Origin of the sequence: Nissabacter archeti (assembly GCF_018257325.1) — a bacterium.
GTDB classification, from domain to species: Bacteria; Pseudomonadota; Gammaproteobacteria; order Enterobacterales; family Enterobacteriaceae; genus Chimaeribacter; species Chimaeribacter arupi.
Genome location: NZ_JAERKB010000020.1, coordinates 1 through 14,778 on the forward strand (window position 1 = coordinate 1; position 14,778 = coordinate 14,778).

The window sequence follows — 14,778 nt, forward strand, 5'->3', positions numbered from 1 at the left end:
CGGAATTGGTAGACGCGCTAGCTTCAGGTGTTAGTGTTCTTACGGACGTGAGGGTTCAAGTCCCTCTCTTCGCACCATGCGATGTGAATTAAACCGAGTAAAGCAGCAGAATCATCTGTGCGAAGGTGGCGGAATTGGTAGACGCGCTAGCTTCAGGTGTTAGTGTTCTTACGGACGTGAGGGTTCAAGTCCCTCTCTTCGCACCATGCGATGTGAATTAAACCGAGTAAAGCAGCAGAATCATCTGTGCGAAGGTGGCGGAATTGGTAGACGCGCTAGCTTCAGGTGTTAGTGTTCTTACGGACGTGAGGGTTCAAGTCCCTCTCTTCGCACCACATGATTCCCCCGCTGAGTTATCTCCCCCACGTTTCTCCCCTGTCGTTGTCTCATCTTGTGTCGTTATCCATCGCACTCTTTTCCCGCTTTAACCCGTATCATTATCCCGCATTGTTTTTCCTTAGCGTTCTTGCGCTGAAACAGCCTTAACCCCGCATTAAACAAAAAAGCCCAGGAAACTGCCGTTTCCCGTTTTGCTTTTTACTTTTAATTCAACAGGTTAAAATTCAGTGACATCGCAGCCAGCCCGCCCGCCAGCGCCATGCAGGACGGCACCAGGATATAGTGGCGCAAATGCCGGTTGAACAGCATCCCCAGCGTTACCAGCATCGCCCCCATTACCAACAGCCGCAGCGTATCCAGGCTTATCTCCATCATCGCCAGCACCGGCAACAGCGCGCACGGCACCAGAACACCCCACGCCCCAGAGAGCTTCCGCCCCAGGCACCACACCAGGCTCCACATCCCGCACACGGTAATCATCGCTGCCACCATTTTAATTCCCTAAACAATGAAGTGATAATGAGAATTAATATCATATAGCATCAATGCCGTTTTTTCACCCTTTTCTGAGAATTCTTGTACAAGGATGACACTGCTATACAAAAATGGTAATTTGCTTTCTTAGCACCAACTAAATAATTATTAAGCAAATAGTCACGCCGGTTAATTATAGATCGGCGGCAGGCATTTGTAGCCAGACATTTTATTATTTTAATATTGTTTTCAAAATGATAGCGTTTAACCAGAGTGAAATGATATGAATTTGCATTCCTATGACGAGCTTGTCAAAAGTAGGCATCGGCTTTCCCTATTACTCTTTTTATTCCTTAATACTGCATCGTCTATTTTTACTATGTTGACTACGGTCGACAACCGGAAGCTGATTACTATGCCGGTGGTGATCATCGCCGCGCTGGGCGTGACCGGCCTGCTGTTTACCCTGCTGCGTGCGCGCAAGCTGGATACGTTGCTGAATATCTATTCAATTGCGCTCGGGATATTATGGGCCTGGCATATTACGCTTAAATACCACCAGATTGCGCCGGATGATAAAAACTTTCTGCTGCTGAGTTTATTTAGCGTATTTTTTATTAGTGCTATTGCCCTCTCCGGTAACTTTATTGCCTTTACCCTGCATGTATTACCGGCGGCGATCATGGTGATATACCTGGATCAATTCCATAATATTATTCGAATCTTATTCACTATTGCGCTGCCGATGGCCGGGTTCTCCCTGCATCACCTGATGCAAAAACGCAGCGACGCCTTTACGCGGCGGCTGGTGGATAACCTCTATATCGAGCGGGAAAAATTCAGCGATCTCAGCATGCTCGACCCGCTGACCAACCTCTATAACCGCCGGGGCCTGGAAAACCGCTGGGCGTCGATCACCGCGCCAATGCGCCCGCAGAGCCACTATGTGCTGCTGATGGACATCGACCATTTCAAAGCCTACAACGACAATTATGGCCACTCGATGGGCGATCAGGCGCTGGTGCGGGTGGCGGCGGCTATCCGGGACAACGTGCGCTCGCGTGACATCGTGGTGCGTTACGGCGGCGAGGAGTTTATGGTGCTGCTGACCCACGTAGAGCACGCCTATGCGATGAAAGTGGCGCAGCGCATCCAGCAGGAAGTGCTGGCGCTGGAGATCCCGCATTTGTTCAGTGAGGATGTCTCCACCCATGTGACGCTCAGCACCGGCATTGCGCCGCTTACCGATCGTGACTGGATGGCCGCCGTGGCGCGGGCAGACAATGCGCTCTACCGTGCCAAACACAACGGCCGCAACGCGATTGAATTTGCAGAAGAACCGGCGCTTATTGAGGAACAGCAGGTGGCTTCGCTGGCCTGATGCCTGTCAGCGGCACCGCCCGGTGGTGCCGCGCGTCACCAGCGTCACCGGTAAAACCTGGCTGCGCATCCCGCCTTCCATGCCGGCCAGCAGCGTTTCCACTGCCTGCGTTCCCAGCAACCTGAAATCCTGCCGTACCGTCGTCAGCGGCGGATAGAAAAAGGCGCTGTCGGCGGTATCGTCATAGCCCACCACCGACACCTGTTGCGGGATCTGCCGCCCGGCTTCATGCAAGGCGCGCAGCACGCCCAGTGCCATCTGATCATTCGCCACCAGCATCGCCGTAAACGGCGTCCCGGCCGCCAGCAGGCGTTGCGTCTGCCGGTACCCCTCGGCCGCGCTCCAGTCCCCGTGCGCCACCGCCACCGGCTCAAGCCCGGCAGCGGCCAGCGTCTCGCGCCAGCCCCGTAACCGCAGTTGTGCGGAAATAGAGTGCGCCTCCCCGGCCAGCAGTGCGATCTGCCGGTGCCCGTGTTGCAGCAGATGGCTTACCCCACAGCGCGCCCCTTCGGCCGGGTCAAACAGCACTGACGGCACCGTTCCGGCGGGGTCGGTATCCAGAAACAGCAACGGCCACGCCCCGGCCGCGTCTGCCAGGGCGGTGGCGTCCCGGCTGCCCAGCGGGGCATTGATCAGCACGCCGTCCACCCGCTGGGCGCGCAGCTCCTGCAACGCCTGCCGGCAGGCGTCCGGCCCGCTGCCGCGTACCATCGCCATCACCAGGCTGTAGCCTGCTTCCCCGGCGCGTTGCTCAATCGCCGCGGCAATCTGTGACGGCGCATGCAGTGCCAGTGAACTGGTCGCCAGCCCCAATACCTGCGTGCGTTTGCCCGCCAACTGCTGCGCCACCCGATTCGGCACATAATTGAGCGCGGCCATCGCCGCCTCGACCCGCTGCCGGGTTTTGGCCGACACATGCGGCGCCTGATTGATCACGCGGGAAACGGTCTGGTAAGAGACACCGGCCTGGCGGGCGACATCATCAAGGGTCACAGCGGAGGATTTCATGCAGCTTCCGGACTAAGGGTAAGGGGGTCAGCATAGCAAAGCACAGCGCGTGACAGAAATATCAGCAACGCGCAGCGCGTGACAGACATGCCCGCAACGCACAGCGGATGACAGACATGCCCGCTACACAGCGAATAACAGCAAGACGTGCCACGTGCCGGAAGCGGGCACCCGCCCTGCACCACGTGCTGACACATCCCGCCACAGAATGCACCGCGCCACATCAGCCCCGGCTGACGACGGGGCTGTGCCTGTCACCCTCTCTCAGCCATCACCGTAATTCTTCAATCACCGGCGATCCCTGGCGCAGGAACACCGGGATCGCCTCCAGCGGCGCGTCCGCGTCGATCCAGTTGCCGCCGGAATAGGTTTCTCCCTGAAGATCCTGCCAATTGGCCCCGGCCGGCAGCCAGACGCGGCGGCGGCGCTCACCGGCGTACAGCACCGGCGCGACCAGAATATCCGGCCCGAACATATACTGGTCTTCCACTTGCCAGCTTTGTGCCTCCTGCGGGAAGTCAAAGAACAGCGGGCGCATCACCGGGTCATTATGTTCATGGGCGGCCGCCATCTGGCGCTGGATATAGGGGCGTAGTTTCTCGCGCAGGTGCAGCCCGGCCGTCATGATCGCCAGATTCTCTTCGCCGTAACTCCACACTTCATTCGGCGCGCCGCTGTCGCACTGGGCCACGCCGTTGCTGTCAAAACGTTGCGCCGGAGCCACATGCGGTTCACGGTAGCCATGCAGCCGCATCACCGGGCAGAACACGCCCCACTGGAACCAGCGCAGCAGCAATTCCCGGAACGCCGGATCCTCCACATGGCCGCCCTGGAAACCGCCGATGTCGGTGGTCCACCACGGCATCCCGGCCATGCCCATGTTCAGCCCGGCTGCCAGTTGGTTACGCAGTGATCCAAACGACGAATGCACATCCCCTGACCACGCCAGCACGCCGTAGCGCTGGCTGCCGGCCCATGAACAGCGCACCAGGTTGATGATGTCCTGTTCGCCCTCCGCGCGCAGGCCATCCCAGAAGGCCTGGGCGAAATCACGCGGATAGATATTCCCGACTTCCAGCACCGGGCCGCGATGGTAGCGGTAGTTGTCGAAATCGTAAGCGCGGTACTCCGGCTCGGCCTCATCCAGCCAGAAATGACGCACGCCGTGTGCGTGGTAGTTCTGTTTCACCTGATCCCAGACATACTGCCGCGCGCCGGGATGGGTGGCATCAAAGAAGGTGGTATTGCCGAGGAAATCGAGGTTCACCGACACGCCGCGGTCGCTGTTGACCAGGTAACCTTTCGCCTTCATCTGTTTGTAGTTGTCGGTGGTGGCGTCAATGGTGGGCCAGATGGAGACCATCAGCTCAATGCCCATCGCCTTCAGCTCGCTGACCATCGCTTTCGGGTCGGGCCAGTCACGTTCGTCAAAACAGAAGGTGCCCTGCTTCGGCCAGTGGAAGAAATCGATGACTATCACCGAAATCGGCAACGCGCGGCGTTTGTATTCACGCGCCACAGACAGCAGCTCCTCCTGCGTGCGGTAGCGCAATTTGCACTGCCAGAAACCGGTGGCAAATTCCGGCATCAGCGGCGCAGTGCCGGTGGCGGTGCCGTACTGGCGGGTGATCTCAGAGGGCGTATCGCCGACGGTCAGCCAGTAATCCATCTGTGCCGTGACCTGCGCACGCCATTCGGTGAGGTTTTTGGCGAAATGCACCTCGCCCACCGCCGGGTTATTCCACAACAGGCCATAGCCCAGGCTCGAGACCATAAACGGCACGCTGGCCTGTGAGTTACGCTGCGCCAGCTCCAGCACGCAGCCTTTGAGGTCCAGCACCGGTTGCTGGTACTGCCCCATGCCGTAGATCTTCTCGTCCGGGCGCGCCTCAAAACGCACCGTCAACTGGTGCTTGCCGCCGGGGATCGGCCGGAACGCCCGTGCATCCAGTTTCAGCGCGCTGATGTACTTATCCTGCGCCTTCTCCACGGCACCGACGCCGACACTGCCGCGCTGCCGCCAGAACTCCTCAAGGATCAGCTCGTCATGCTGATTGTAGAACGCCAGCCGCCCCTGGCTGTTCAGCACCGCTTTTGCCTTGCCGTTACGCAGCGTCAGCGAGTCGTTGCCCTGTTCAATGGTCACGCCCTCCACGGCTTCCGGCGGCAACAGCGCCCAGGGTTCGTCATCCAGCCGTGGCTGGCAGGTGGCGCGCACCCGCAGGCTGTTGCGCCCCCACGGTTCCACCACCAGCGTCTGGTTATCAAATTGCCACAGGATCCGGTTCTCTTGCGTCTGTAAACTCATCGTCGCTCCTTTAATTGTCACCCTGTAAAACGGCTTTATGCAGGTTAATGTCACTCATGGTGGCATCGTTAAGCCGGTACCAGCGCAGTGCGACCACGCTGATAAACGAAAGCACGCCGGGCACCAGGCTGAACAGCGCGATGATGCTGAACAGTGCCTGCGGGTTCTGCTCCGCCGCATGAGGGACGTAGCCGCTGAGGCCCAGCGTCCAGCCGACCACCGCGCCGCTGATGGCCATGCCCATTTTCAGCACCGCCAGCAGCGTGGAGAAGATGGTGCCGTCCATGCGTTTGCCCTGCTTCCACTCGCCGTAGTCCGCGACGTCCGCCATCATCACCCACATCAGCGTGGTGGTGATTTGGTAGAAGGTGGAGACCAGGAACATCATGCCGACCAGCAGCGCCAGCGACGGCGGCATAAAGAAAATCGCGATGCTGAGCACTCCCGCCATCGTGGCCGCCCCGGCGAAGACCGTGATTTTGCTGCGCCCACGCGTCAGCACTTTTGACAGCGCGCTGCCCGCCCCTTTCCCGGCGATGTGCGCGCCCAGCAGCCAGGAGAACAGCGCGGCATCCCCCAACGCATAGGTGACGTAGTACATCAGCGCGCCTAAGCGGATCACGCCGAACGCGATGTTGGTAAGCACCAGCACCGCCACCACCCGCCACTGGTCGTTTTGCCACAGGTCACGCAAATCCGTCATAAAGTGCGCGTGGGAAGGTTTGGCCTGAATGCGCTCCCGCGTTGTCCAGAAGCAGATCAGGAACATCACGATCGCCGCCGTCGCCATGATCGCCATCGCCCAGCGGTACCCCATCAGCTTGTCATCGCCGCCCAGATACTGTGCCAGCGGCAGCATAAAGAAGGTCGAGAGCGCGCCGCCCACCGTGGCTAAAAAGAAGCGGTAAGATTGCAGCGAGATGCGCTGCTCGTTATCGGCGGTGATCACTGCGCCCATCGAGCAGTACGGGATATTGATGGCGGTGTACATCAGCATCATGAAGCAGTAGGTCACGGTGGCGAACACCATTTTCGCCCCGAGTGACAGCGATTCCGGCACCGCATAGGTCAGCATACAGCTCACCCCAAACGGCACCGCCAGCCACAGCAGATAGGGGCGGAACTTGCCCCAGCGTGACGAGGTGCGGTCCGCCAGCAGGCCCATGACCGGGTCAATCACCGCATCGCCGATGCGCGCCAGCAAAAACATGGTGCCGATAAACACCGCAGGCAGCCCGACCACGTCGGTGTAGTAAAAGGTCAGAAAAATGATGACGTTATCCAGCCCGATATGGCTCGCCATATCACCAAGGCCGTAGCCGACTTTTTCTTTTACCGAGAGCCGTTGGGGAAGAAGTCTCTGAGTCATGTTCGCTCCAGTGAGTGAAGCACGGCAGCGCCCGCTGCGCCGTGGGAACTGAGGTTATAGGCCAGCACGACGGCAATAACGATTCTCAGATTTCTTTTAGCTATTACGATTCCTGTTTTTTGTGATACCGGTAACATAGAAATGGTAAATCGGTTGCATCACGGGGAGAGGGTCTGGGAAGGGGATCGTAAAACCGGCCGGGTTGCCCCAGCCGGTGATCATGCGCCTGGTATTGCTGAAGATTTACTGCCGGGCCAGCGCGTCAAACACCTTTTCGATCGCCACGGCACCTGGATCTTTAATGCCGTCCAGGCTGTTGCTGCTGAGGTAGGCCGAGCGCCCGGCGTTGGCTTTCTGCATTTTTGCCGTGGCTTCTGCCCCCTCTTTCGCCGCTTTCGCCGCGGCCGCCAGGTCACCCCTGGCATCCAACGCTTCCAGCGCCGGTTGCAGCGCGTCGATCAATGTGCGATCACCGAGATCCGCGCCGCCATAATGTTTCATCTGCTGCAACCCGGCGAGTAACGCCTTCGCCACGTCCTGATCCTCTTCGATCTGCTTGCCGGCCGCAGTAAAGAAGATCGACATCAGCACACCGCTGGATCCGCCCATCACCACCGCCAGGCGGTCGCCGACCAGCGCGAACAGCGCCGCGAGATCCGCCAGCGGCAGCTTACCGGCCTCATTCAGCTCGGCGATCGCTTTCGCGCCCGACGCAAAGGTCGAGCCGGTGTCGCCGTCACCCACCTGCGCATCCAGCTTGTTCAGCGCACTTTCCAGGTCAACCAGCGTTTGGGTGACGGTCGCGACCACCTGCTTCACCTGCGGGTTATCGGAGGGTTCCGCGCTCACGTGCCGGCTGACTTTCTCCGCTTTCTGCTGCGGCACCGGCGCCAGTTTCACCAGCGGCTGCCAGCCGGCCACTTCCACCTCAGCCTTCAGGGCAGTGTCGAACGTCTCATTCAGCGCGATGGCGGAGAGCGAGAAGCCTTTCATGTCCAGCGCGCTCACCAGCGGCGCCGGGCCGATCAGGTAGTCGATGGCGTCACCGAGCCGGGAGTGCACCAGCTCTTTGGTGATTTGCGCCATCTCCAGCGGCGAGGTGCCGCCGAGGTTATTGATAAGCACCGCCAGCCGCGCCTGCTTATCCACCACACGTTGCAGGTTTTCCACCAGCGTCGCGACGATTTCGCGGCTGTTTTGCGTCTCCAGCGTGCTGACGCCCGGTTCGCCGTGGATGCCCAGCCCCAGCTCTACGGTGCCCGGCGCGATGCGCTCAGACTCCTCATCGCCTTCGCCCGGCAGGTTACAGCCTGCCATCGCCACGCCGATGCTGGCGGTCGCGTCGATCGCCTGCTGCGCCAGCGCTTTGACCTCTGCCAGTGACTGCCCCTGCGCCGCCGCGTAACCGGCAATCTTGTGCACCAGCGCCGTGCCGGCGATGCCGCGCGGCTGTTTGTTGTCCGGCAGCGAAATATCATCGCCGACCATCACCAGATCGACCTGATACCCCAGGCTTTTGGCGCGCTCGGCCGCCAGCCCGAAGTTCAGCCGGTCGCCGGTGTAGTTTTTCACGATCAGCAGGCAACCCGCGTCACCCGTTACCGCCACGATGGCATTCAGCACCGCATCCACGCTCGGCGAGGCGAACACATCCCCGCAGACTGCCGCAGTCAGCATCCCTTTGCCGACGAAGCCGACATGCGCCGGTTCATGGCCGGAGCCGCCGCCGGAAATCAGCGCGACCTGCTGCTTGTCCCAGTCACGGCGCACCACGATACGGATCGCCGGATCGACCTCCAGCCGCGCCAGATTGCCATGCGGCGCACTGAGGATCACGCCGTCGATAGCGTCATTAATCAGGTTCTTACGGTCGTTCATAAAAAATTTAGACATACCTTTCAGTCCCTTATTGGTGAACGGATGAAAACATCATCACGAAGTATAACCCTCTCCGACCATAGCACAGCGCGCGCCCCGCCCGTGGTGGAGAACGTGGGGAAAGGGTCTGAAAAGTAGTGCGGCAGCCATGGGTGAAAAGTGCATCACCTTTTGTTCACATGGTAAGCTGAACGCCTCACAGGTTCTCAGACGCCGTGCCGTCTGCCGTTACCCCTTCTCATAAGGACATGATGCTATGCCTGACGCGCAACAGGAGGCCGCGGACATTCTCCGCAGCTGGCAACAGATCGAATTTTTCCAACCCTATTCGCTCCCTGATGAACGTAAGCCACCCAGCCGGGTTTTCATCACCGTACAGGAACTAACCACGCGCGGTAATGCACTCTTTCCCTGGTTAAGTGCGGGAGCCTGCCGCCAACTGGGCATTACGTCGGGCAAGGCCGTCTATACCCTTTATCTTGGGTTGTTTGATAAGTCGCTGATTTCTCATATCACCGATCAACGTATTGCCGGAGAGTTAAGTGAGCTGGATAAAACTGATCTGGAAGAACGTCTGGATCAGGAAGGGCCGACCTGTTTTGCCAAGCTGCAACTGGATAAACACGGTACCCCCGATTTTGAAGGGATCTCAGTCAGCACCCTGCCCTGGGCGCTGGGCCAGTTTATGCGTGGGCAGGAAGATCAGCTCACGGCCGCCGCGTTTAATTCACGTTGTGATCTGCTCTCTGAAGCCCTGATGCGCCTGGTTTCTCACCTGCCGGCTCACCCGGATGAACCGGAACACTGCACACTGGACGCCAATACCCTGCTCATTCTGCTGAATCAGCTTGAGCAGTGGGCCGCCTTCTCGCCCTCTGAGATCAAAGGCACGCCGCCGCCCTCTTTTGCTTTTGCCCTGGACTGGCGGGAGCTCCCTGATAAAAAACGGATTGCGGGCAAAACGGCGGCTAAAGAGCAGGACATTACCGATGACCCGGAAGAAGAGGAGAGCGGCGGCGCTGATCAGGAACGGAAAATACCGATCCTCAACAGCTTCTATATTGACGATCTCGAACAGGCTATCCGGCTGTTACATACCGGCCGGGGCAACCGCACGCTGCTCACTTACCTGACACCGCATGTGCAGAAACATGCCGATCTCTACAGCAGGGACGGGCTGCCGCTGATTATCAGCCGCCTGGCCCCGGCCGGGACGCCCGCCGGGCGCTGGCCGTCGGAACCGGCCTATAACATGTCCCTGATGCAGCAGTTTGCCATCAATACTGCGGTGCACGAGCTGCAAGCGGGAGGGCTGCTGTCGGTCAACGGGCCGCCCGGCACCGGTAAAACCACCCTGCTGCGGGACATCATCGCCCATAATCTGGTGGAACGTGCTGCCGTACTGGCAACGCTGAACACAGCAGCCGATGCGCTGGACAAGCAAGGGCAACTGATCCCGGCGCTGACCGGGTTTGAGATGGTGGTCGCCTCCTCCAATAATGCGGCGGTAGAGAACATCTCCCGTGAACTGCCGCTGGTGAAAACGCTGGGTGAGGCGTTCCGGACGCTGGATTACCTCAAACCGGTGGCGAATCAGCTCAATGCAAAATCAGCCAAACGCCGCAATAAACAGGGCGAAGAGGAGGAGTACCTGCTGCCGCTTGCGCCGGAAGCGCAGTGTTGGGGTACCATCTCAGCCGTGCTCGGCAAAAAAAGTAACCGCACCAAATTTTCGTGGCGTCTTGCCGGTCATACCCATCATAAAGAAAACAGTGAACAGGAGCGCGAGCGCCCGGGGGCTGAGGACTTTCTGCGGATCTGGCGCTGGAAACCGCTCCATCAGGGGCCGGGGTTTAGCGCCGCCAAAAAGGCCTACCTGGAGAAGCGGCGGCAGGTAGACGATCGCCTGGCCTACCTGCAACAGATGAGTGAACTGGCTGACTACCTGCGCACCACGCCCCGCGAGGCGTTTCTGGCTGCGGCACGTCAGCATCATGCCGATGCGCAGCGCAGCGAACGGCAGGCACAACAGGCGCTGACGGCCCGGCAGGCTGCCCTACAGCAGCATGATGAAGAGAGTGAGCTGGTGGTGCTGGAAATCAAACAGCAGGAGCTGAGACAGCCGGGCTTTTTCAGCCGGCTGTTCGATCGCCGTGGTACACGTGAGTACCGGGCGAAATTAGCCGCATTGGTTGAGCAGCAGCTGTCCCTGAAAAAAGCCCGCCGGCCGCTGCAGCAGACGCTGTCTGCTGCGCAAAGTGCGCATACGCGTTGCCGGGAACAGCTGCAGTCCCTGGCAGGGACGCTGGAAGAACAACAACGACAGTACGATCTTCGCCGTACCACCCTGACGGCGTTTACTTCCCAGCACCCCGATCTCAGCCTGCCCACGGGCGATGACATTACTGACCCGGCGCTGCAACGCAACGCCTTCTGGCAGGATAAAACCATTAATACGCTGCGTTCCGAGCTGTTTGTCGCGGCGATGGAGCTGCATCAGGCCTGGTTATATGAGGCGTGGCCCACCAAACAGATCTACGGGATGGGCGAACTGATGAAAGGTAACAGTCAGGCGCCGCTGCCGCTGTGGCAACTGCTGTTTATGATTGTGCCGGTGATCTCCACAACGTTTGCTTCACTGGGCCGGATGTTCCACGGCGTTGACCAGGATGCGCTGGGCTGGCTGCTGATTGATGAAGCCGGGCAGGCGATCCCGCAGGCCGCTGTCGGCGGGCTGATGCGCAGCCGCCGTGCGCTGGTAGTCGGTGACCCGTTACAGATTGAGCCGGTCTTCACCACGCCGCCTAAGCTGGTGAACTACCTCAGTGAGCGGATGCTGCATGAACGGAGCGACGCGTGGAACCCGTCGCGCTGGTCTATCCAGCAACTGGCCGACCGCGTTAACCCCTATGGTTGTACGTTGCCGGTGATGGGCACGGATCAACCGGTCTGGATCGGGATTCCGCTTTGGGTGCATCGCCGCTGCATCGAACCAATGTTTTCGCTGGCAAACCAGATCGCCTATGACAACCGCATGATCCACGGTGCCCCGCCGGAACGGATTGCGCCGCAGCTGCATCCGGTGCTGGGGGCCAATCACTGGCAAGTTTCTCAGGGAAGCTGTACTTACCGGCAATATAAAGCGCAACTGGGTGAACAGACACTGGCGATGCTGGCGGCTTTAGTGCAGCAGGGCCAGAAGCTGGAGCAGGTATACGTCATCACGCCTTTCAAAGCGGTGAAAAACAAGCTGCATGAACTGCTGGCACCCTGCGCCTCCCGGTTCGGCATGAATACCAAAACATTCCATGCCTGGCTCAGCACCCATGTCGGCACCGTGCATACCTTCCAGGGCAAGGAGAACCACACAGTGATTCTGGTCCTGGGCTGCGACCCGGACAATGACGGCGGCGCTGTCTGGGCGTCTGGTAAACCCAACCTGCTTAACGTCGCCCTGACCCGCGCCCAGAAAAATATCTTCATCATCGGCGACCCGGATGTCTGGCTCAACAAGCCCTATTTCAATCGTCTTGGTGCGGCCCTGCCTCAGCAAAAAGCGCGTTAAAGGTCACTCTCCCCTTGCCGTTTACCGGCGGCAAGGGGCAGACCGCCCTCGCCTGCCCCCGTCTTTGAAAAATCCGCCTTTTCATCTCCCTGTTTTGCCGATTTGTCCGATACTTAACAGACGCTTCACCAAGTATGTTTTTGATGACCTCACCGTTTCCACGGGGTGCCTGCCGGACGGGCGGCCCCGGTATCAACAGGAGCAACAACAATGAAAAAAACATTACTCTTTTCCGCCCTGCTGGCGGCCTCGGCCTTCGCCCATGCCGCAGACGATGCCCACAGCCATACGGGGGTATATATCGATAACCTGTGTGAAGAGGTAAAAGCGGACAGCGGCAAAGGCGACAGCGATCACTACCTCGACCAGCTGAAAGCCCACGCCGGCAAAGGCGTTTCCTCTTCCGCGATGAACAAACCAGAGTTCCAGGACGACGAAGCCGAAGACGTGGTCGACGCGTTTATGGACCTCAGCGAAGAGCAGCGCAGCGCCCTGGCCAAAGACCCGGCCAAATGCCGCGCCGACGTGCTGGCAGAGTTGAAGAAGCAGGGGTAATTATTCATATCAGCCCGCAATTTAGAATGTGCGGGCTGACAATTGTTTTTTACTGATAAAATATTTCATAATTTTACTATGAAGCATTTACTTAAGTTAATGTAGTTGCTTTTTAGATTTCTAAAAACCATATGAATCCATCTTAGAAAAAAGTTGCTAGCAAAATAATTTTGGATTCGTGACACAAGGAAAAGCAGGAATCTCCCGTAAAGAATCTCCACTTTCCAGCCAAGTTGATACTCTTCCTAATAATTCAATTTCAGGAATCCTGTCTTTCCCTTTTATCGCACATTGCCATACTATCAAAACACGCCAACCTAACTCTCTCAGTTTATCTTGGTCTTGTAAATCCCGGCGGTAGTTTCCTTGTATTTTATTTTTCCACCATTCCCCTCGGTTAATCGGCCATGAGAAACGTGAACAGAGGTGCATATGCCAAAAACAGCCATGAACAAAAATAACACATTTATATTTTGGGAAAACTAAATCAGGGCTGCCAGGCAACCCCTTAACATGAATGCGATAGCGATATCCTGCCGCATGTAAACGATGTCGCAGCCATAGCTCCGGAGCCGTATTTTTTGAATGAACAGCAGCCATATTCAAGCTACGCACTTTTGTATTATGTATATCAGACACTTGCCACCCCTTCTAAAAACATATCAGCTGATGATCATGACTTAAGAACTTTCCTTACTTCTTGCTAAAATTCATAATATTCTTTTAATTTAATCTTGGTTATATAAATAAACTATTTTGTAAAAAAATAACACCCAAAAAGTTAAGTTACCAATATAGGAATACAATTAATAGATAAAAACACTTCTATGTAGCCCCCCTTAAGATAGTAACTTTACGTTATTATGCTTTTTCGAAAAGATATTGCCATTAAATCAAATAGTTATATGTATTTATAACTTACTTTATTCATGCTGGATAAAATGTTAACTTTAGTGTCATAATATTTTATAAATTCTAAATTACCAGGTAAGCATATGTCATCCACAAAACTTTGGACTCGTGAACAACTGTTAGTTGCTTTTGCCCTATACACTCAAATGCCCTTTGGTAAAATGCACTCGCGTAATCCTGATATTATATATTATGCTGACCTAATCGGACGGACACCTTCAGCGCTTGCCATGAAGTTGGTCAACATAGCCAGCTTAGACCCTTCGATCACAAATACCGGCCGCAGTGGATTAACCGGCGCTTCTAAAGCAGATCAAAGCTTATGGCTGGAGATGAATCAAGATCCTGATATATTCGAGCATAAGTTTCAAGCAGCAATAGCAACCTTTGGAAAGCCTGATGTAGTAAAACCTATTGCGAAGCCTATAGATTTCATAGGAAAAGAAAAAATTGTTAATGTTAAAACACGTATCGGCCAGCAGCTCTTTCGTAAACGTGTTCTTGAAGCATATGAGTATCGCTGCTGTATAACAGGCTTAGAAGACCCCATATTACTCGTTGCCAGCCATATTAGACCATGGAAGGAAGATGCGCAGTATCGTTTAGACCCCAGAAATGGTTTGTGTCTTTCTAATCTTCATGATCGTGCATTTGACCAAGGGCTTATTACCTTTAATGAAAATTTAGAGCTTGTATTATCTGTCCACCTTAAAAACTTAAAAAGCATTGCAGCGCAGAATAATTTTTTAAAGTATGAAGGGGTAAAAATTCGTCACTCTGCTCAGTTTTCGCCTTGCAGTTCGCACTTAGATTTTCATCGAAAAAAAATTTTTATAGATAGCTTGTAGGCTTTTAGCGTTAAAAATCATTAAATGAAATATTTAAATAACTCTCCTTTAGGGGCTCTTGCGAGCTTATGGATGTTCAGTGACTCTTTCGCATAAAGAAAGTCCATAGTAAACTATAGGGTTTGAATTTCCATAGTTGCT

10 protein-coding genes and 2 tRNA genes are annotated in these 14,778 nt (G+C 56.4%); 6 read left to right on the forward strand and 6 right to left on the reverse strand.

Annotated elements, in window-relative coordinates; genetic code table 11:
* Window positions 1-119: 119 nt before the first annotated feature.
* Together JK232_RS21220 and JK232_RS21225 are read left to right on the forward strand one after the other, a co-directional pair.
* Window positions 120-206 (forward strand) — tRNA-Leu (locus JK232_RS21220).
* Window positions 207-248: 42 nt separating this feature from the next.
* Window positions 249-335: transfer RNA gene (locus JK232_RS21225), tRNA-Leu, on the forward strand.
* A gap of 208 nt (window positions 336-543) precedes the next feature.
* On the opposite strand, the gene JK232_RS21230 is transcribed toward JK232_RS21225, so the two are convergent.
* Window positions 544-831, reverse strand: coding sequence for a DUF1435 domain-containing protein (locus JK232_RS21230; protein ID WP_072928629.1), 288 nt, complete (start codon window positions 829-831; stop codon window positions 544-546).
* A 265-nt stretch (window positions 832-1,096) separates the two neighbouring features.
* Here JK232_RS21230 and JK232_RS21235 point away from each other — a divergent pair, with 265 nt between their 5' ends.
* Complete coding sequence (locus tag JK232_RS21235; RefSeq protein ID WP_072928628.1) at window positions 1,097-2,194, forward strand: GGDEF domain-containing protein; 1,098 nt, start codon at window positions 1,097-1,099, stop codon at window positions 2,192-2,194.
* 6 nt (window positions 2,195-2,200) lie between these two features.
* On the opposite strand, the gene JK232_RS21240 is transcribed toward JK232_RS21235, so the two are convergent.
* The 4 genes from JK232_RS21240 to JK232_RS21255 all read right to left on the reverse strand — a co-directional run bounded on the left by JK232_RS21240 (window position 2,201) and on the right by JK232_RS21255 (window position 8,772).
* Window positions 2,201-3,202 (reverse strand): LacI family DNA-binding transcriptional regulator, encoded by a 1,002-nt coding sequence (locus tag JK232_RS21240; RefSeq protein WP_101829270.1) that lies wholly within the window; start codon window positions 3,200-3,202, stop codon window positions 2,201-2,203.
* Window positions 3,203-3,473: 271 nt separating this feature from the next.
* Window positions 3,474-5,510, reverse strand: coding sequence for a glycoside hydrolase family 31 protein (locus JK232_RS21245; RefSeq protein WP_212589667.1), 2,037 nt, complete (start codon window positions 5,508-5,510; stop codon window positions 3,474-3,476).
* 10 nt (window positions 5,511-5,520) lie between these two features.
* Complete coding sequence (locus tag JK232_RS21250; protein WP_101829272.1) at window positions 5,521-6,879, reverse strand: glycoside-pentoside-hexuronide (GPH):cation symporter; 1,359 nt, start codon at window positions 6,877-6,879, stop codon at window positions 5,521-5,523.
* A gap of 243 nt (window positions 6,880-7,122) precedes the next feature.
* Window positions 7,123-8,772, reverse strand: coding sequence for a dihydroxyacetone kinase subunit DhaK (locus JK232_RS21255; protein ID WP_101829273.1), 1,650 nt, complete (start codon window positions 8,770-8,772; stop codon window positions 7,123-7,125).
* 241 nt (window positions 8,773-9,013) lie between these two features.
* Between JK232_RS21255 and JK232_RS21260 the strand changes: the two genes are divergently transcribed.
* Both JK232_RS21260 and JK232_RS21265 read left to right on the forward strand, forming a co-directional pair.
* Window positions 9,014-12,322: a DEAD/DEAH box helicase gene (locus tag JK232_RS21260; protein WP_212589668.1), complete on the forward strand. Its 3,309-nt coding sequence runs from the start codon at window positions 9,014-9,016 to the stop codon at window positions 12,320-12,322.
* Window positions 12,323-12,532: 210 nt separating this feature from the next.
* Window positions 12,533-12,877, forward strand: coding sequence for a hypothetical protein (locus tag JK232_RS21265; protein WP_212589669.1), 345 nt, complete (start codon window positions 12,533-12,535; stop codon window positions 12,875-12,877).
* A 156-nt stretch (window positions 12,878-13,033) separates the two neighbouring features.
* Here the strand turns inward: JK232_RS21265 and JK232_RS21270 are convergent, their stop codons facing one another.
* Window positions 13,034-13,516, reverse strand: a complete 483-nt coding sequence (locus JK232_RS21270; protein ID WP_212589670.1) for a very short patch repair endonuclease — start codon at window positions 13,514-13,516, stop codon at window positions 13,034-13,036.
* 356 nt (window positions 13,517-13,872) lie between these two features.
* On the opposite strand from JK232_RS21270, the gene JK232_RS21275 reads away from it, so the two are divergent.
* Window positions 13,873-14,637, forward strand: a complete 765-nt coding sequence (locus JK232_RS21275) for an HNH endonuclease (protein WP_212589671.1) — start codon at window positions 13,873-13,875, stop codon at window positions 14,635-14,637.
* The last annotated feature ends 141 nt before the right edge of the window (window positions 14,638-14,778 follow it).

Coding starts and splice junctions, on each gene's coding strand:
- JK232_RS21230 (WP_072928629.1), bottom strand. CDS start 831: ATGGTGGCAGCGATGATTACCGTGTGCGGGATGTGGAGCCTGGTGTGG.
- JK232_RS21235 (WP_072928628.1), top strand. CDS start 1,097: ATGAATTTGCATTCCTATGACGAGCTTGTCAAAAGTAGGCATCGGCTT.
- JK232_RS21240 (WP_101829270.1), bottom strand. CDS start 3,202: ATGAAATCCTCCGCTGTGACCCTTGATGATGTCGCCCGCCAGGCCGGT.
- JK232_RS21245 (WP_212589667.1), bottom strand. CDS start 5,510: ATGAGTTTACAGACGCAAGAGAACCGGATCCTGTGGCAATTTGATAAC.
- JK232_RS21250 (WP_101829272.1), bottom strand. CDS start 6,879: ATGACTCAGAGACTTCTTCCCCAACGGCTCTCGGTAAAAGAAAAAGTC.
- JK232_RS21255 (WP_101829273.1), bottom strand. CDS start 8,772: ATGTCTAAATTTTTTATGAACGACCGTAAGAACCTGATTAATGACGCT.
- JK232_RS21260 (WP_212589668.1), top strand. CDS start 9,014: ATGCCTGACGCGCAACAGGAGGCCGCGGACATTCTCCGCAGCTGGCAA.
- JK232_RS21265 (WP_212589669.1), top strand. CDS start 12,533: ATGAAAAAAACATTACTCTTTTCCGCCCTGCTGGCGGCCTCGGCCTTC.
- JK232_RS21275 (WP_212589671.1), top strand. CDS start 13,873: ATGTCATCCACAAAACTTTGGACTCGTGAACAACTGTTAGTTGCTTTT.